This is a genomic window from Chryseobacterium sp. PCH239 (genome assembly GCF_018924625.1).
Lineage (GTDB): Bacteria > Bacteroidota > Bacteroidia > Flavobacteriales > Weeksellaceae > Chryseobacterium > Chryseobacterium cucumeris.
The window spans coordinates 3,709,129-3,728,303 of sequence record NZ_CP073027.1 but is presented as its reverse complement, the minus strand read 5'-3'; the positions used below and the strand labels follow the sequence as shown (position 1 = coordinate 3,728,303).

Annotated in this window: 16 protein-coding genes; 9 read left to right on the top strand and 7 right to left on the bottom strand. The window is 35.8% G+C overall.

Going from position 1 to position 19,175, the window contains the following annotated elements; genetic code table 11:
* Nucleotides 1-10: 10 nt before the first annotated feature.
* Together KBP46_RS17210 and KBP46_RS17205 are read right to left on the bottom strand one after the other, a co-directional pair.
* On the bottom strand, nt 11-700 hold the full coding sequence (locus KBP46_RS17210; protein WP_216443783.1) for a hypothetical protein: 690 nt from the start codon (nt 698-700) through the stop codon (nt 11-13).
* Entirely contained in the window at nt 675-1,184 is a 510-nt protein-coding gene (locus KBP46_RS17205) for an RNA polymerase sigma factor (RefSeq protein WP_216443782.1), read from the bottom strand. The genes KBP46_RS17210 and KBP46_RS17205 overlap by 26 nt, the downstream gene beginning before the upstream one ends.
* A gap of 460 nt (nt 1,185-1,644) precedes the next feature.
* Between KBP46_RS17205 and KBP46_RS17200 the strand changes: the two genes are divergently transcribed.
* The 4 genes from KBP46_RS17200 to KBP46_RS17185 are packed head-to-tail and all read left to right on the top strand — an operon-like array spanning nt 1,645 to nt 5,331.
* A complete protein-coding gene (locus KBP46_RS17200; protein ID WP_216443781.1) occupies nt 1,645-2,733 on the top strand; it encodes a hypothetical protein in 1,089 nt (362 codons plus the stop codon).
* Nucleotides 2,734-2,745: 12 nt separating this feature from the next.
* Nucleotides 2,746-3,312 carry a DUF6705 family protein gene (locus tag KBP46_RS17195; RefSeq protein ID WP_216443780.1) on the top strand — a complete coding sequence of 189 codons (567 nt, stop codon included), beginning with the start codon at nt 2,746-2,748 and terminating at the stop codon, nt 3,310-3,312.
* A gap of 27 nt (nt 3,313-3,339) precedes the next feature.
* Nucleotides 3,340-4,497, top strand: a complete 1,158-nt coding sequence (locus KBP46_RS17190) for a hypothetical protein (protein ID WP_216443779.1) — start codon at nt 3,340-3,342, stop codon at nt 4,495-4,497.
* A 6-nt stretch (nt 4,498-4,503) separates the two neighbouring features.
* The gene (locus KBP46_RS17185; RefSeq protein WP_216443778.1) at nt 4,504-5,331 is read left to right on the top strand and encodes a carboxypeptidase-like regulatory domain-containing protein; all 828 of its coding nucleotides are present in this window, start codon (nt 4,504-4,506) and stop codon (nt 5,329-5,331) included.
* Between the two features lie 49 nt (nt 5,332-5,380).
* Here KBP46_RS17185 and KBP46_RS17180 read toward each other — a convergent pair whose 3' ends face one another.
* Nucleotides 5,381-6,541 carry a putative sugar nucleotidyl transferase gene (locus tag KBP46_RS17180; protein ID WP_216445497.1) on the bottom strand — a complete coding sequence of 387 codons (1,161 nt, stop codon included), beginning with the start codon at nt 6,539-6,541 and terminating at the stop codon, nt 5,381-5,383.
* 103 nt (nt 6,542-6,644) lie between these two features.
* Nucleotides 6,645-6,896, bottom strand: coding sequence for a type B 50S ribosomal protein L31 (locus KBP46_RS17175; protein ID WP_002976190.1), 252 nt, complete (start codon nt 6,894-6,896; stop codon nt 6,645-6,647).
* Nucleotides 6,897-7,080: 184 nt separating this feature from the next.
* On the opposite strand from KBP46_RS17175, the gene KBP46_RS17170 reads away from it, so the two are divergent.
* From KBP46_RS17170 to KBP46_RS17150, 5 genes are all read left to right on the top strand, one after another.
* Nucleotides 7,081-8,490, top strand: coding sequence for a hypothetical protein (locus KBP46_RS17170; RefSeq protein ID WP_062675688.1), 1,410 nt, complete (start codon nt 7,081-7,083; stop codon nt 8,488-8,490).
* Nucleotides 8,490-8,816, top strand: coding sequence for a nucleotide pyrophosphohydrolase (locus tag KBP46_RS17165; RefSeq protein WP_047385875.1), 327 nt, complete (start codon nt 8,490-8,492; stop codon nt 8,814-8,816). Before KBP46_RS17170 ends, KBP46_RS17165 begins: the two co-directional genes overlap by 1 nt.
* 69 nt (nt 8,817-8,885) lie before the next feature.
* Nucleotides 8,886-10,106: a 3-phosphoshikimate 1-carboxyvinyltransferase gene (locus KBP46_RS17160; RefSeq protein ID WP_216443777.1), complete on the top strand. Its 1,221-nt coding sequence runs from the start codon at nt 8,886-8,888 to the stop codon at nt 10,104-10,106.
* Nucleotides 10,107-10,184: 78 nt separating this feature from the next.
* Nucleotides 10,185-10,865, top strand: coding sequence for a hypothetical protein (locus tag KBP46_RS17155; protein WP_253297070.1), 681 nt, complete (start codon nt 10,185-10,187; stop codon nt 10,863-10,865).
* Nucleotides 10,866-11,196: 331 nt separating this feature from the next.
* On the top strand, nt 11,197-12,195 hold the full coding sequence (locus KBP46_RS17150) for a phosphatidylinositol-specific phospholipase C (RefSeq protein ID WP_117753118.1): 999 nt from the start codon (nt 11,197-11,199) through the stop codon (nt 12,193-12,195).
* Nucleotides 12,196-12,407: 212 nt separating this feature from the next.
* On the opposite strand, the gene KBP46_RS17145 is transcribed toward KBP46_RS17150, so the two are convergent.
* The 3 genes from KBP46_RS17145 to KBP46_RS17135 all read right to left on the bottom strand — a co-directional run bounded on the left by KBP46_RS17145 (nt 12,408) and on the right by KBP46_RS17135 (nt 18,780).
* Entirely contained in the window at nt 12,408-14,234 is a 1,827-nt protein-coding gene (locus tag KBP46_RS17145) for an alkaline phosphatase (RefSeq protein WP_216443776.1), read from the bottom strand.
* A gap of 123 nt (nt 14,235-14,357) precedes the next feature.
* On the bottom strand, nt 14,358-15,866 hold the full coding sequence (locus KBP46_RS17140; protein ID WP_062675684.1) for a RagB/SusD family nutrient uptake outer membrane protein: 1,509 nt from the start codon (nt 15,864-15,866) through the stop codon (nt 14,358-14,360).
* A 25-nt stretch (nt 15,867-15,891) separates the two neighbouring features.
* A complete protein-coding gene (locus KBP46_RS17135) occupies nt 15,892-18,780 on the bottom strand; it encodes a TonB-dependent receptor (RefSeq protein WP_216443775.1) in 2,889 nt (962 codons plus the stop codon).
* Nucleotides 18,781-19,175: the final 395 nt, after the last annotated feature.

Below are 19,175 nucleotides of genomic sequence, written 5' to 3'. Positions count from 1 at the left end.
GATCTGATTTTTAGTATTCGCTGTCAAGATTTTCATTTTTTTGGGAAGATGCTACTGTTTTTTTAAACTCGTTTCCTAATTTCATAAAGGAGTATCTTGTAACATCCAGGGCTTCTTTTTCACTACTAATTCTTTTTCCGTTTACAATAACATAAGAGTCATTGTAAGCTGTTGCAGAATCATTTAAATTTTTACCTGGGAAGGAAGAATTATCAACATATCTAGGTTTTCTTTCTTTTTTAAGCCTTCCTCTTTTTGGCAGAATTTCATCCATTACATCTTTTTCTGCCACCTGGTTGTCCTGAAAAACAGAATCTTTTTTCACACCGGAAATAGAGTCTGTATGATTCACTGCAACCTGTTCCTGATGATCACTGTTTTCTTCAATGAACCCTGATTTCTGTTTTAAGATCTCGTCTTTCACCAGTTTTTCTCTGTCCAGGGCATCTGCCGTACCGGAATTATTATAATTGATAAATAAGCCGATACCCAAAACCAGCATTACACTGGCGGCCATCCAGAACCATTTAGGAAATGAAGGTTTCTTTTTTTCGCCTAATGGGATGATAGGTACCATATTCTGTTCAGGCTCCGCACCTTCTGCAGTCTGAAGAAAATCTTCAAAACTCCAGTCCATTTTTTCTTCCTTAATTTCCCGGAAGACTTCGTTGTATTTATCTTGTAATTGATCTTTTTTCATAGCTCATCAGTTGTGAGATTTGTTCTTTTACTTTTTGTCTCGCACGCATCAGGTTTACCCTTACTGCATTTTCCTCCATTTCCAGCATTTCAGAAATTTCGAAAACATCATACTCTTCTACATCTTTCAAGTGGATGACCATCTTCTGTTTCTCAGGGAGCTGATTGATAAATCCTACAATATGTTCCTTAAGGTTATCAACTTCCATACTGTAAAGCTCCGAGCGGTGAAGCTGCATATCCGCAAAGCCGATCTTTACGTCGTGATGCTTCAATCTGTTCAGGCATTCGTTCCGGACAGACTTCAGCGCATAGGATTTAAAGTTCCCGAATTGCTCAAGCTCATCCCTCTTCTGCCAAAACTTCATCATGAGATCCTGTACTACATCTTCTGCTTCATCACTGCTCATGACAAACCGCTTCGCAAAACGATACATCTCGTCTTTGAGAATAAACACCGTATTCTTGAAAGTTTCTTGGGTCATGAGTTTTGTTTCTTATAGGTAAGACAATTGCTATTACTTATCTATTACATCAAAAATAAAAAAACTTTGAAAAATTTTGATATTTTTTATTTTTTGACCAAATACTCCCTAAGTCAAACTACTTCAAAATCACAAATCTTTCTTTCCCAAAAGATACTATACATTACGGAAACCCGTAACTCTACACTCTATTATTTCAATTTATTATTCACACATTTGTAGAGTTATAAAAGTTTTATATATTTAACACCATAAAAACTAAATGCTAATAATGAAAAAAACTATTTTCCGGCTATCCTTTCTGCTTACAATTCTGTCTACCTTATGATGCTGCCGGAATGAAGATTTCTCTACAGAAGATTCTTCTCAGCAACGCTCTTATAATTCTTCAGCAAGATTTGCATCAAAGAGTTTCTGGAAGGAAGACGAAGTATACATCCATAAGGTACAGCAGGTATTTATGAAAGTAGCCAATATGGAGCACGTAAAAAGCAGATATGGTGATCTGTACTGGGATTACGCCATGACTTTCGGCCAATTTGGAGAAAGCTATCTTTTGGTACCTGTAGTAAAAGACAACAGAGTGGTTTTGCTGATGGAAGCTGTAAGAGAAGGAAATAAAGTCTATTTTTTTGAAAAAGAAGACAAAGGGAAAATTGATTTCTTCCAGGCTGTTATCTTTTCCAAGATCACCGATTATGGAGAGAAAACAGATTCTCAAAACTCAACCTCGTCAAGAAACACCCCCGTTTTTCAGTGTAACACCAGATGGATAACCATAGGATGCACGGATAAAGAACCTAATTGCATTCCTTATACAACATCAGAAACAATTTGCAAATGGATACCTGGCACAACACCCAAAACATTTGATCCTATTGGGATGGATGACGGAGGTGGAGGCGGTAATGGTTATGAGTACCAGGATCCGCCCGAAGAGAAAAATCCTTGTGAAAAGATGAAAAGTATTTTAACAAATCCTCAGGTTCAGGCAAAAATCAAAGAACTTAAAGCACAGTCTAAAAGTAGTGGTGAAATAGGGGTTAAAATAAAAGCTGACGGGACTACATCAGGAATAATCCCTGGAGGGGACCACTATGTAAATTTTGGTGACAAGACAGGTTATGTAGGAGGTTATCACAACCACACTCCTACAGGGATACCAATGTTATCACCAAATGATATTGACCAACTTTTAGGCTTTGCAAGAGCACAACCTACTTCTAATCCTGAAAATGTAAATAATGCTTATTTAGTAATGGTAGCTACAAATGGTATGCATTATGTTATTAGGTTTAGTGGTACTTATGAGAATGCTATAAAAACTTTTTCGCAGGATGATTTAAATTATTATAAAGACTTAATGAGTATGAGAAATACTATGTATAAACCTTCTAATTATGAAGGATATGAAAAATTATTCTTCAAAATATTAACAGATATGGGACTTGAAGGACAGATAAATCTTCAAAGAATAGAAAGTGATGGAGTAATAAAAAACGTAACTAAAAATAACGATGGAACAATCACTGGAAATCCTTGTTCTTAAAAAGAAAAAATTATGAATAGAATAATATTAATATTTGCTTTTTTTTACGTGTTATCTTGCAAAGCACAAGAATACCCTTTAAAAACTGATTATTCGGAAGTACCTAATTATTCATATTTGAGAGATACTAATAACGAATTAGATTCATTCATTGGAAATTATACAGCTAATTTTCAAGATAAACAAGTTACATTATACATAAGCAAACAGACTCATGTACTGTTTGAAGTTAGTAAATATAAATATTATAAAGATTTGCTATCTGTAAAGTTTATTGTAAAGAATACTTCGGGAGTAATACTTCAAGATACGAAGAATATGACATTCTCTCCAAACCAATTTAAACATACTATATATAGTCGTTGGATAGAACCAAGTAATATGTTATTACTATATTATGGTGGTACTAATTGTGGAGTTGGATGGGGTGATATTTATTTAAAAAAAATAAATCCTACTCAAATATCATGGGAATATCGACCTAATGATATTATTCTTGATGATAGCAAGTGTCCTCCGGGAACAGATATAAAAATTTACCTTCCTGAAACAAAGGATTTAATTTTCACAAAACAGTAATATTCCAGTTTAATAATATCACAAATAATGAGAGCTTTACTACTTTTTCTTATTTTTTCATCTATATTTTCATCTTCTCAGGTCATTAAAGATTCAATTTTGGGGAAACCTAAATTCGTAAAAGAATACGTAGTTTTTCTAAACAATTCTGGCCCATTTACCTTTATGAAGGGTGATGATGAATATGGACATGCTGTAATCATGACTCCCAAAAACCTAAGAAGCAGAATGCGGGAGACATGGTTTGAAACAGATTTCTGCCGATATATAAATAATGAAACTAACTATGATAAAAACCGGAATATAACAAAAGAAACGTGGTATTACAAATCAGGAGAAATTGTTGATAATTATGATTATACATTTGATAGTCTTAATAGGTTAATTGAAGAAAAAAGAAAAAACAAATACTCCGAAATCTCTTATCATTATCTTTACAATGGAAATAATAAAAACGTAAAATTTAAAGAAGCCTATTACAAAACTAAAGATAAGCCTATGGAAAAATACATAAGCAATCTTGAAAATTTCAAGCCTCTGTATATAACTAAATTTGATACTCTAACAAGAACAGACAGTATTTTTACAATAACAAATGAAATTTGGAAAAAGGAAGGTGAGCGCTCTTATACTGAGTTTAAAGATTCTATTTTCCATAAGAAACTAAATCGTGTAAAAATTTATGATAATCAATATAGGGTAATTGAAGAAAAATCTTTCGATCATAAACTTGATTATGAAAACAAAAAAATATTTTTAAGCAATCATATGAAATACAAATATGATAAGTCCGGAAATCTAATACAGAGAGCTGAAATTAAAGATGGAAAGTACCATTATTATACTATACTTGAAAAGGGTAAAATAATCACAGAAGAAAAAGATGGTAATTATGAAAAACCCATGTCAATCACTTATACTTATACCAAAGATCAAAAATTAGAAAGAACAACAGCACACTACAATAATAATATTTGGTATGATATTCAATTTGAATATAAAGGTAATTATATCACCAATATGACTTACCTTAATAAAATCGGAATGGAAGATAAAAACATAGTTCCTAAATTAATAACTTTCAAATATAAGTTTGACAAACAAAAAAACTGGATAGAAATGATTAAGAATGTGGACGGAAAAGATCTTTATAAATGGGTGAGAGAAATTGAATATTATCGATGAGAAATTATGAAAAACCAAATTAAAATCCCAAACCCATGCCCTGAAAACTGGGAAAATATGCAGGACTTTCCTTCCGGGAAATTCTGCGAAAAATGTTCTAAATGTGTCATAGATTTTACTAATAAAACAGATACCCAAATTAATGAAATTCTTCAGATGGCTAATGGACAGGAAATCTGCGGAAGAATTTCAAAACGATCATTAGCTTTAGCTGCTGCAGGAATTATTTTAATAACCAATCTTACTTTTGTTCAGGCGCAGACTCAAAACAATTCTGAGATTACCACTGAACAAAAAGGAAGAGCTATCACACAAGTTTCAGGAAAACTGATCTTCAAAAGAACAAACAAGGAAATATCCAATGCTGAAGTTTTCTTCATCTGCAAATCAAAATATATAAAAACAATAACAGATGAAAATGGAAATTTCACTTTAGAAATACCCAGTGAGTTGATTAAAAGAAAAAATGTTTTGTACTTTAATTTTGACAAATTAAATAATGAAACCTATAAAAATCCCAACAGAGAAGTACCCAATACAATAAATGCAGATATTTACGAAAACACTTCAATCATCTTTTCCAAAAATGAACAAATAAATGATAAAGAATTTCAAATTGATTCTAAACTTTCATATATAGGAGGTGTAGCAATTATGTCTGAAAGCCCACCTGATTATTATTATTTCAATGGAAAAAGTATGAGTGAAAAGAAATTTGATACGTTGAAAAAAGAAAATCCAAATTATCAATATTTCTTTTTCAAGGATAGGGAAGCAGAAATTATATCTGGTAAAGAATATCTGGATAGTCTGCAATTATTATTCTCAAACTAAAAAGCAAACCCTCAGAAATTTTCTGAGGGTTCTATCTATATCTATTAAATTAATACGTATCAAAAATATGTTTCAGAATCGCTTTATCTTCTTCTGTTAAAGCCACTTTTCTTCTCGCCATGGCTCTTTCTGCTACCTCATATACTTTATCAAGTTTGAATCTTTCATCATCTTTCAGTCCGCCCCATGAAAAGTTTTCCACAAGGTTAGGGGGAAAACCTGGTTTGAAGATATTGGAAGCAACACCGATTACCGTTCCTGTATTCAATTGTGTATTGATAGCTGTTTTGGAATGATCTCCCATAATAAGACCTGCAAACTGCAATCCTGTATCTTCAAATGATTTTGTTCTGTAGTTCCAGAATTTTACATTTCCATAATTATTTTTCATGTTTGAAGAATTGGTATCCGCTCCGAAATTACACCATTCGCCAATCACAGAGTTTCCTACAAAACCTTCATGCCCTTTACTGGAGTATCCGAATATAATGATATTATTTACTTCCCCACCTACTTTACAGTGAGGACCAATTGTGGTAGCTCCATAAATTTTAGCCCCAAGATTAAATTTGGAATCATCACAAAGAGCGATTGGCCCGCGAAGATGACAGCCTTCCATCACTTCAGTATTCTTACCGATATAAATCTTCCCTGTTTTTGTATTGATGGTAGAGAATTCAACATAAGCTCCTTCTTCAATAAACAGATCTTTTTTATCACCTAAGAAACCATTGGTTGAAGACAATTCCTGTGAAGTTCTTCCTTTGGTAAGCAGATCAAAGTCAAAATCAATCGCATGATGATTATAGGTAAACAGATCTTTTGGCCTTTTAAAGAAAACAAGATCTTCCTTAATATCTGTCATTTTCTCAATCTGGTTCAGAGAAAACCCTTTCATATTGATTTTAGCAGCAATCAGCTCATCTTCATAAACTAGGGCTTCTCCCTGCTTAAGATCTTTAATCTGTTGAATTACGGTTTCTGTAGGAAGGAAATTGGGAACTAAAAATAGACTTTCTTTTTCCTCCGGGCTTTTAAATTTATCCTGAAGGTATATTTCTGTGAAATAAGTTACCTCAGTGTTTTCAAGTATTTTCTGCCATCTTTCAGAAAATGTAAGGATTCCGCATCGCATAGCAGCAACCGGGCGGGTAAAAGTAAGCGGAAGAAAGTCTTCCCAATATTGTGCGTCTGAAAATACCAACTGCATCATTCAGTTTTTAAGTTTAAGGTTTATGTTAAAGGTCAACAAATTTACAATAAAAAAAGTCTCCCAAAAATTGGAAGACTTTAATATTTTTAATGTATAAAAATTACTTAGCGAATTTTTTATACTTGTTCATGAACTTATCAACTCTACCTGCAGTGTCAACTAGTTTCACTTTACCAGTGTAGAAAGGGTGAGAAGTTGAAGAGATTTCCATTTTGATTAGAGGATACTCTTGTCCTTCGTACTCAATAGTGTCTTTTGTTTCTGCAGTAGACTTGCAAAGAAACACCTCGTCGTTACTCATATCTTTGAAAACAACAAGTCTATAATTTTCTGGGTGGATTCCGTTTTTCATAATACTATTTTTAAAAAAATTAAGTTTGCTTTCGAAATAGTAATGGATATTTCTCTGCTAAATTTTAGGTTGCAAAAATACAACATTTTTTTAAAATTCCAAATACTGAATTCAATATTTTTTTATAGATAAGAAATTCAAAGTATTTTCGTTAAATTTGGAACTTACTTAAACTTTAATTTCAATGAAATTCAAATTATTACTGGCTTTTTCCTTCTGGATGTTACTTGTAGCAGTATCATGTAATAAAGATGACATAACGTTTGACAGTCCTTCCCAGGAACTCCGCTTCTCCAGAGATACGGTATTTTGTGATACGGTATATCATCAGGTACGTTCAGAAACTTATGTTGTAAAAGTATATAATAATGAAGATAAGGATATCATGATCCCAAGAGTGAATCTTGAAAAAGGAGCTGCTTCATTATATAGAATCAATGTAGATGGAAAACCGGGATATGATTTTAAAAATGTTCCTTTAAGAAAGAAAGACAGCCTTTATATTTTTGTTGAAATTGCTCCGGAAGCTACAGGACCGGAAGCCATTGCAGAAGACAAAGTTCTTTTTACAAGTCCTGGCGGACAACAGCATGTAACTTTATTTTCTGTCGTTCAGGATGCTGAATTTTTCATTCAGACTCCCGGAAACCCGAATGTAATTACCAGTTCCACTACATGGAATAACAATAAAGCAAAGATCATCTACGGAAATCTTACCATTAATCCTAATATAACATTGGATATCAATCCCGGAACGAAAGTATACTTCCACAAAAACAGCGGAATGAAAGTTTCTTCCGGAGCGGTCTTAAATATTAACGGTACTCAGGCAGATCAGGTTATTCTTCGCGGAGACAGGAATGATCCTTATTATGATACGATTCCTAAAAACTGGAATTCTATTAAAATGGAGGCCAATTCTACCCTTAAGATGAACCATGCAAGACTTTTCGGAGGTACGAGAGGACTGGATATGAAGCAAACCAATGCTACCATCACCAATTCCTTCATCCATACTTTCTTTGAGTACGGAATTTATGCCGTAGGTTCTACCGTGAATGCGAACAATCTTGTGATGAACAACTGCGGTTTATCCTGTGTAGGGATTTTCCTGGGTGGAAAACACAGCTATACTCATGCTACCATTGCGAATTATTCTAAAACAATGAGTTCTTTTGACAGAGCAGGAATTTTTGCAGCCAATGAATGGAAAAATGACGCCGGGCAGTCGCAACAAGGAGCCTTACAGCAGCTTGACATCAAAAACAGTATTGTCTATTCTGACAGGGATGATGCTGTTCATTTTGAGCAAACTCCGGGACAGCAGTTTGAATTCTTGCTTCAAAATTCATTAATCAAATATACAAGTGCCACCGGAGCAGGTTTCACTTTTGACAATAATCCGAATGTGATACAAACGGTGAAGAATGCAGAACCTCAGTTTGTCAATTATTTTATGGCTAAAATGAATTTAAGGGTAAAACCTGGTTCTCCGGCTCTTGGAAAAGGAAATGCGGCTGTTGCAGCAACGGTACCTTTTGATATTGTGAATGTTTCCAGAACCACTAACCCAACTTTAGGAGCTTATCAATAATGGAAATTACACAGTTACAGCAGCAGGTAGATGAATGGATCAAAACCATTGGGGTAAGATACTTTAATGAGCTTACCAATATGGCAATGCTGACAGAAGAAGTGGGTGAAGTAGCAAGGATCATTGCCAGAAGGTACGGTGAGCAAAGCGAAAAAGAAAGTGATAAGACTAAAGATCTTGGGGAAGAACTGGCAGATGTACTTTTTGTTACGCTATGTCTGGCCAACCAAACCGGAGTCAACCTACAGGACGCTTTTGACAGAAAAATGAAAATAAAAACTGACCGTGATAAAGACCGGCATCAGAACAACGAAAAATTGAAATAATGATAAATGATGAGTTATAAATAATACATCAATTTGTAACTCATTATTTTTTTAGAAATGTAGATCATAATGAAGCTAGAAAAATCAAAATTATCAGGAGATAAAACAGTACAGATCAGCGGTTCGAAAAGTATTTCGAATCGTTTATTGATTCTGGAAAGTCTGTTTAACAATATAAAAATCGGGAATTTATCCAATTCTCAGGATACTCAGCTGCTGAAAAAAGCTTTATCTGAGAATACCGAAGTGGTAGATATTCATCATGCGGGAACAGCAATGCGTTTTCTCACTTCTTATTATTCTATTCAGGAAGGAAAGACAACTGTTCTTACAGGTTCCGGAAGAATGAAGGAAAGACCTATCAAAAATCTGGTAAGTGCTTTGAGAGATCTTGGAGTGGAAATTGAATATATGGAGAATGAAGGTTTTCCCCCTTTAAAAATTACAGGAAAAAAAATCACCCAGACTTCGGTAAATGTTCCTGCGAATATCTCAAGCCAGTTTATCACTTCACTGCTACTTATAGCAGGAAAACTTGAGAATGGATTGGTGATTAATCTTGTGGGTGACGTTACTTCAAGATCTTATATTGAAATGACGCTTGATATCCTGACCAGATTTGGTATTCAAAGCAGTTTTGAAGGAAATACCATCAAAGTAGAACCTTTCACTCCTGACAATTCCGCAGTTGTACATTATGAAGTGGAAAGCGACTGGAGCTCGGCTTCCTACTTCTACTCTATCTGTGCATTAGGAAGAGAAAAGATTCATCTAAAAAGTTTTTACAAAGAATCCACACAGGGAGATTCTGCAATTGCCAACATCTACGAAAAGTTCTTCGGAATCAAAACTACATTCTCTGAAGATGAACATCAACTAACGCTTGAACCTCAGCGTGATTTTTCTTTCCCGGAAAAAATTATGCTGGATATGAACGACTGTCCGGACATTGCACAAACTCTTTGTGTAACAGCCGCCGCTTTAAAAATTCCTTTTGAGATTTCCGGACTGGGGACCTTAAGAGTAAAGGAAACCGACAGGCTTCTGGCTTTATATAATGAGCTTAAAAAGCTGGGTACCGAAACAGAGATCACAGATTTGACGATTAAATCAATCAGTTTTGGAGAGCCACAAAGCCATATTTCTATTAAGACCTATCAGGATCACAGAATGGCCATGAGTTTTGCACCATTTTGTCTGATCGGCGAGCTCAATATTGAAGATGAAGATGTAGTAGAAAAGTCTTATCCAATGTTCTGGAAAGATCTTGAAAGTATACTGACTCATTAATTTAACAATATAAAAATGTGGTAATTTGAAAAATGATTTTTATTTCGGATTACCACATTTTTAATAATACTGATAATCATGAAATCTGTCATTCACTTTTTGATATTCTTATCTGTGGCGAGCTTATCTGCTCAGAAGCTGAAAAATTTTTCGGTTCCGAAAGGCTATACTCAGATTGCAGAAGCCAAAGGCGATCTTGACAAAGATGGAAAAGATGAAACTATCCTGGTATTTAATACGAATATAAAAGCATCATACAAGCAGAACCCGGAAGGTATAAGTGACTATAAAAGGGTTTTCTATATTCTGAAAAAGGAAAACAGTATTCTGAAAGTATGGAAAGAAAATTCTGATATCATTTTTTCAAGCGGATTCGGATTTTATCCTTCCGATAATACTCTTACAATCAATATAAAAAATAACTGTCTTGTTATTGAACAACTCTTTTTTACCAATTCAAGGCATACACAGCAATATAAACATACCTTCAGATTTCAGAACGGAGATTTTTATCTGATAGGTTTATACGATCATTTTGAAGATACCTGTGATTTCAGTTTCACCAATGAAATTAATTTTTCTACAGGCCAAGTAATTGTTGACAGAGAATATTCCTCCTGTGATGATGATACCAAACTACCCGAAAACTTACATAAAGAATTTACTCATAAATTCCCGGCTCTTATTAAAATGAATGATTTCTTTATCGGAGACCACAATTTCAAAATTCCCGGGTTGAAGGAGGATTTTGCGTTTTAAGAGAGACTTCTATCTGGAAAAGCTATATCTTTTGAAAACGCAAAGAAAACAATTCTATAGTTCTATTTAAAGAAAGCAAAGAAGGCGACAATATCGCTGATGAAGCTTAATTGTTATGCATCCGCTTAGAAAGAGTCAATTTATTGATTTCATCTTTGCTTCCTCTCTATATCCGGAACCAAAATAAGCTTTGCGTTAATAAAAATCGTCGTTTTTCTTCTTTCTTCCAGCTCCCTTACTTTATACCAACTTAATTATCTCTTAAAGTTAAATTAACTCCTAGTGCTTTGATATATTCTTATTTTTAAGCTACTTTAAAAATAAAAAAACTATGTTCAAACAAAGCATGAAACGTATGACAGCTATCACTCTTGGAGTAGTTACTGCATCTGTCTTTTTTTCCTGTTCCAATGACAGCCTTATGGAAAGAGACTCTAATGAAAACAGCTTAGCTTCTTTAGCAAAAGTTAGCAGTAGAGCTTCTTTAGCACCTATCGAGATGAACAGCTGGATGTCTGGTCTTCAGGATAATATTTCCATTTCAAAAATCTCGATTCCCGGAACCCATGATTCCGGAGCACGTGTAGATGCCCCTGTTGTATCAGGTACGGCTAAAACTCAGGACCTCAGCATCGCAGAACAACTGAACGCCGGAGTCCGTTTTCTGGATATACGTTGCAGACATATTGACAATGCTTTCACCATTCATCACGGAGCGATTTACCAAAATCTGAATTTTGATGATGTACTTAATGCGTGCTATGCGTTCCTTAACAGCCATCCTTCAGAAACAATCATCATGTCTGTAAAAGAAGAATATGATGCTTCCAATACCACCAGAAGTTTTGAACAGACTTTTGATTCTTATGTACAGAAAAATCCTTCTAAATGGGATCTTGGAGCAAACATTCCTACACTGGGCGCTGTAAGAGGAAAGATCAAATTACTAAGAAGATTCTCTTCAGGAACAACTAAGGGAATCAACGCTTCACCATGGGCTGATAATACAACTTTTGACATTAACAATTCCGGGGTACAGTTAAAAGTGCAGGATTATTATAAAGTAACTAATAACGACGATAAGTGGAATGGAATTTCCAGCCTGCTTAATGAAGCTAAAAATGATACGAATGGTAAACTTTTCGTGAATTTTACCAGCGGTTATAAACCAGGAATCTTTGGTATCCCAAATATTCCTACCGTATCCAACAATATCAATCCAAGGCTTAAAACATTCTTCCAATCCAATACTCACGGATCTTTCGGAATAATGCCGATTGATTTTGTGAATGCTGAACTTTCCCAATTGATCGTTAACACCAATTTCTAAATTATTATTTGTTAGATTTATTCAAAGGCTGTCTTTCTTTTTGAGGCAGCCTTTTTGCGTTTTGTTCTGCTTTTATCTCTCGCAGATTCTACAGATTAACTCAACCATCTGCTTAATCTGTAGAATCTGCGGGAATTCTAAATTAATTCACAAAAAAAGACTGTTCCAGCAATGAAACAATCTCTCTTTGTAAAAGTAAAAGTGTAAAAAAGCTATTTCTTAATTCCGTAAGCAGCCAGTATTTTGTTGAAGATCTCAGTGTTTTCGAACAATCCTGTGAATTCTTTTGAATTCGGTCCGTACGCAAAAACACTTGACGGAATGGAAGTATGATCATTCGTACTGAAGTTCCCGAATACCCAACCCTCTTTCAGACTGCCATCTAAAAGTGTTAAACCTCCGGTTTCATGGTCCCCCACTACAATCACTAAGGTTTCTTTATTTTCGTCAGCAAATTTCATAGCCTTCCCTACCACATAATCAAAATCCAGTAATTCTGTAACCAGCTGTTCTATATTATTGCTATGACCTCCGCCATCCGTTTGAGAAGCTTCAATCATCATAAAGAATCCCTGTTTATTATTTTTTAAATCATTTAAAGTAAGATCAAAAGCTTCGCCAAGCCAGTTTCCTCTTCCATTAGTGATTCTTTGTGAAGCCCGAGGATCAATAACCAATGTACGATTATTAATTTTCATTACTGATTTCAAATCCTGATACAAATCTATTTTTGCTTCCTTAAATTTCTGAAGATTATCCTGAGACAATCCGCTTGTAGGACCTCCAATTAATATTTTTGTTTTTGAAGCCGCAAAATCTTTTAAAATAGATTCCGAACTGTTTCTGTTATCCGAATGGGCGTAAAAATCAGCAGGCGTAGCATCTGTAATATCTCCTGTGGAAATTAAACCGGAAGTCATTCCTATTTCAGCAATAATATCAGGGATCTGTGCTAATGCTTTTCCCATATTGTCAACTCCTACAAAAGTATTTTTAGTCTTAACTCCTGTTGCGAACGCTGTAGAACCCGGTGCTGAATCTGTAATATAGGCATTGGATGAATTGGTCTTGGAAAGCCCTGTGGATTTCATGTTGAAAACATTCAGTTTTCCTTTGTTCGCTGTAAAGGCAGCATAATATTGCGGTAAAGAAGTTCCGTCCGGAATAAGAAGGATGACATTCTTTACTTTTTTCTCCACACCATCTGACTGATACGTTGGAGTATAAGTGGCATATTCCTTTGTATTCTTATAAAAGTTTTTCGGAATCGTGTTCATGAATTTTTTGAGATCCGGAATATGATCGGTATTGATATAATCTACGCCTAAATCCATCAGATTTACCCAGGCATTCGGAAAATCCGGAGCTCCATAAAAACGAATAGGTTTCTGCTGGTCATGGGCTTTGCCTACTGCAGTTTTGATTTTTTGCGTTTCTTCATCCCTTGGAATTCCTTTTCCGTTCCATTTTACCAATCCAGGAAGGTCCGCACTGAACATTCCAATTCTTTTCAGCTGATCTGCAGAATAGGTTTTATCAAGATCTCCATCAAAATAAAGATAATTCGGATAATTTTTAAAATCTCCCGGCTGAGGTCTTCCTCCGGTAATGACAATTTTAATTCCGGAATTCCCTGTAATCTCCGGATATTTCTTTAATGTACTGACTAAAGCAGCCAATGATGTTTTATAATCCTGCTTTATATCAATCAGCAATTGAAGTTTCTTACCAGCATCAGGATAAATACTTCCTTTGTTCAGTTTAATCTGCTTAGAAATATTATCGAGATAAAGATTTTCCAATGTTCTGTCTGCAGAAAGTTCCTTTTCGGTATGCGCTACCCAAAGCTTTCCTTTTACCAGAAAAACATCTGCCTCAATGGAACCGAAGTTGGCATAATAAGCCTGCCAGAATGGGATCTCCTGCATGTAATCATTATGTGAATGTGCATTCCCTACATTATAATTCAAATAATTTTGTGCCTGATTTTCAGAAAAAATAGCAAGGGCTAATACAGCCAATATTTTTGATAATTTCATTCGTATATCGTTATTATTTTATAGGTCAAATGAAACAACCTATCTCCATACCTTTGAAAAAACTATATCACCACAGAAGGTTCTGTAATGATATAGTGACTTATATATAAAAAGATTAAAATTTTACCAGCCCTCATTTTGTTTAATGATCCCGTGACTGTTTACGATTTCAGCCTGTGGAACTGCCCAAACATTATGTACAGCCGGATTAAAGTTTCTTGCGGCCCACACTACCTGTCCATTGATACCGTGCAGAGGCTTCGCATACGCTGCCTGCGCATCTCCCCAACGTACAAGATCTCTGTGTCTGTCTGCCCATTCACCCGCCAGTTCGCAACGTCTTTCATGTTTAAGATCAGCCAATGTACATCCGTTTTTCACAGGTAATCCTGCACGTACTCGGATCATATTGATCTCCTGATCTGCAGATTTTCCCTGCATCAGTAAAGCTTCTGCTTTGATCAGGATCACCTCAGCGTAACGCATGATCGGAACGGCAAGGTCTGTACACGGATAATCTCCGTTGGCACTCACGTGACCATTTTTCAGCTCATACTTGAAGGCATCCATATATTTATTAAACTGGTATCCGGTAAGGGAATTCGTAGAAGCGTATATTCTTTCTTTTCCGTTGAAGGTAAATTTATCTCCAATTTTCAGAATGGTCGCACTTCTTCTAAGGTCTCCCGTTTCGTATTCATCAAACAACTCTTTTGTTGGCTGAAAATATCCCCATCCGTTATATTCTCCCCATCCTTTGTTTTCAAGCATTACTCCCGGAAGAATACTTCCCCAGGCAGTAAACTTTGTAGTTCCCGGAACCGACCAGATGTATTCTGAACTGTAGTTATTTTCAGCTTTGAAAACATCAGCAAAATTACCTAATAAGGCTCTGTTTCCTTTGGTCATTACTTCATTAGCCCAGAATTCTGCATTCTTCCAGTCTTTCATAAACAGATATACTTTTGCTAACAATGCCCAAGCTGCGGCTTTATGAGGTCTTCCGTAATCCTTTGCTGGAAGTTCTGCCTGTGTAGGTAATAATTCAGCAGCTCTTTTCAGGTCGTTGACAATGTACGTGTAATTTTCCATTACGTTGGCTGCTCTTGGAATCGGGTTGGGATCCGGATCTTTCGAACGGTCGATGATAGGAACTCCTGCTTTTTCGTTTCCGTAAGAATAGGCAAGTTCAAAATACATTCTGCTGCTCATGAAGAGTGCTTCTCCAAGATATTTATTCTTGGTGGCCTGCGAGGTCTGAATATTATCAACATTACGGATCACACGGTTGGCCACTCCAATTACGTTATATCTTTTGTTCCATTGGGTTTCAAGATCACCTGCTGCGATATAATTGCTGCTGAAGTTTTTAGCATTATCTGCCTCACTTTTTGCTCTTCCGGTTACCATATCATCACTGGCATTGATAAACCAGAACAAACCTCTTCCGTAAAATTCACCATCGAATAAAGGTTTGTACATAGCGTTTGCCCCGGTAATAAGATCGTTTTCTGTCTTCCAGAAGCTTGCTTCAGTAGGTGTTCCTTCAGGTTGAATATCCAGTTCTCCCGTGCATGACAGAAGCATCACTGATATTCCTGATACTAACAATATTTTATTGAAAAATTTCATTTTTTTACTTTTTGCTGGTTAAAAATTATAATCCGACCTCTATTCCAAAGATGAATGAGCGTGCCTGAGGATATCTTCCGGTATCAACTCCGTAAGAGTTCATCCCTACTTCAGGATCGAATCCTGTATATTTCGTTATGGTAAACAGGTTGTTGGAGGTCATATAAATTCTCACTTTGTTTACATCCAGTTTTCTGTACAATTCTTTTGGTAATGAATACCCGATGGTAAGGTTCTTCAGTCTTAAATAAGATCCATCCTCCACATAAAAATCTGATACTTTGGAATAATTACCGCTTGGGTCACCGTGTACCAGTCTTGGGATATCAGTATTGGTATTCTGAGGTGTCCATGCATTCAGGATATCTCTGTCCATATTATAATTCTGCCCCGTTCCGCCCGGATTCAAAGAAATAAATTTCATTCCGTTGAAAATTTTGTTTCCGTAAACGCCCTGGAAGAATAAATTCAGATCAAAGTTTTTCCAGGTCATATTGTACGAAAAGCCATAAGAGAACTTAGGATATGGGCTTCCAAGATTGACGAAGTCATTATTATTGAGTACTCCCGTATTTCCTTCCTTTTTCAGGAATTTGATATCTCCCGGCTTGGCATTAGGCTGGATAAGATTTCCGTTGGCATCTTTATAATTGTTGATTTCTTCCTGACTCTGGAAAATTCCTCCTGTCTTATAACCATAGAAAGAATACAGAGGATCACCCACTTTCACACGGGTTGGCTTCAATACGCCTCTTACTCCATTATCATTGATAAAGATCTCATCCACATTGGCAAGCTGCTTCACCGTATTCTTTAGTTGACTCATTGTCGCTCCCACTGAGAACGTAAAATCATCTGAAATCACCTTGTTATAATTGATTCCCAATTCGTATCCTTTATCCTGGAATAATCCCGCATTCACATACTGATTATTATACGTTGCCGTACTTGGTAAGCTTACATTGAAAATTTGATCTTTGGAATTTTTCACAAAGTAATCGAACTGTAAAGAAAGGCTGTTGTGAAGGAATGAAGCATCTACCCCAAAGTTGGTCTGCTCAGACTTCCCCCATTTCAGATCCGGATTCGGACGTGTGGTGGCATAATAAGCAATATTCTGAGAAGGATCCTGACCGAAAATTACATTATTATCTCTCGTCATCAAAGGATTTACAGCCTGAGGTGAAATTCCTCCAAGATTACCCAAAATACCGTAGCTTCCTCTTAATTTCAGACTTGAAAGCCATGAGATATCTTTCATAAAGTTTTCTTTCGAAACCACCCAGGCACCGGAAACCGCATAGTAGTTAGCAAATCTGTTTTGTTTCGCTACCAGAGAAGAGCCATCACGTCTTCCCAATAAACTTACAATATACTTTCCGGCGTAGTCGTAATTTACTCTCGCCAGATAAGAAACCAAAGATTGTTTGAATCTGTAACTGGAAACATCTTTATTGGTATCCGCAGCGTTCTGAAGGTGCTGGAAAACCTCAGCTTCACTTCTGAAGTCATACGATTTTGCTACAAAACCCTCATCAATTGTTTTCTGGAAAGTAAAACCTCCAAGGAAATCGAAATTATGCTGTCCTGCTGAGATTTTATACGTTAACAATTGTTCTGCAAGCGCTGTTGAAGAATTATTGGATTGGTATTCCAGATTATTGGTATCAAAAATTTTCCCAATTTCAAGGACTCTGTATGTAAAGTTCTTTACATCTCCCAGCTTAAAAGTCTGTGAGAAATTGGAACGGAATTTTAAATCTTTCGCCAGTGTAATTTCAGCATAAGGGTTGATTAAAATTTCGTGGGTAGGATTTCTGATACTGATTCTTTTAAGATACGCAACAGGGTTGATCATATCTCCGTAACCACCTGCCACATCAATCGGCAGTCCGGAAAACGCACCACTTGGCGTATATACCGGAACATTGGGCGGATAGTACATAGCCGCTACCAAAGCTCCCGTATATCCACTTTTGGTATCGGCTGTATTGCCGTCAGAGTAATTATAGTACATATTTTCTCCGATCGTCAGCCAGTCTTTTACTTTATGTTCAGAATTAACTCTGAAATTGTATCGTTTTGCCTGAGTATTCAGTAAAATCCCCTCAAGACTTCTGTGATTCATGCCCACAAAATATCTTGATTTATCACTTCCACCGCTCAGATTTACGTTGTATTCCTGAATCGTTCCTGTTCTGAAAATTTCTTTCATCCAGTCTGTTCTGGTAATTCTTCCGTCCGGATATTGATTAGGATTAAAAGCCATCGGTAAACTTCCCAGTTTCCCGGCATTTTCATAGGCTTTGTACATCACGTCCTGAAATTCTGCTGCATTCAGAGATTCTTTCAGTCTCCACGCTTGGTTTACTCCGTACTTAACATCAAAATCAACGGTAAGATTTCCTTTTTTCCCCTTTTTAGTGGTAATAAGAATAACCCCTCCGGAGGATCTGGCTCCGTAAATGGCTGCAGAAGCATCTTTCAGTACAGAAATATCCTGAATATCGTTGGGATTGATAGACGGTGTTCCGTTGAAAACCACTCCATCCACAACATAAAGGGGAGTTTCACCATTGATTCCTCCCAGACCACGAATATTGACCTTCGGTGCTCCGTTAGGATCACCGCCTTCGTTCACTACAGTAACTCCGGGCGCTTTACCCTGAAGAACCTCTCCTACTCCGGACAAAGATCTGGAAGTAAGCTTATCCAGCGAAGCCTCCGAAACAGCTCCGGAAACTTTACTTTTTTTCTGTGTTCCGTATCCAACCACAACAATCTCGTCGATGGATTTTTCTTTTAAGCTGTCTTTTTTCTGAGCGAGGAACATCGGTGAAGCTGATATTGCACCAATAAGTAATACCCTTCCCGTTAAATACGTTACGGATACAGGGATTTTAAATACATTCATGATCTCCTTTTTGATTAGGTGCAAAATTAGATCAGCCTGCTCCCACCACTCATTAAGGTTTTCTTATGTTTTTATTAAGAAATTTTAGCTTTTTTCAGATGACAACCACCACAAAACAGAATTAAAAAACTGTATTTCAACAACATAAGCAATTAAAAGTAATCATTCCTCAAATAATCTATGCATAATTGAGATTAACTTTATTTTAATTTTACCATCAATCCGGGCAATTGATCAGGAAATCATTAAAAAATTATTTCAGGAATAATAAATAACTGAGTTCATTTTTCTTTTTTACATTTGCTGAAAATAGATTTTACTTTTGAACACAGACCATTAAAAACGTCTCATTGGCTTCAAAAGAAAAATAAAACATTAAAAATCATACGAATTCA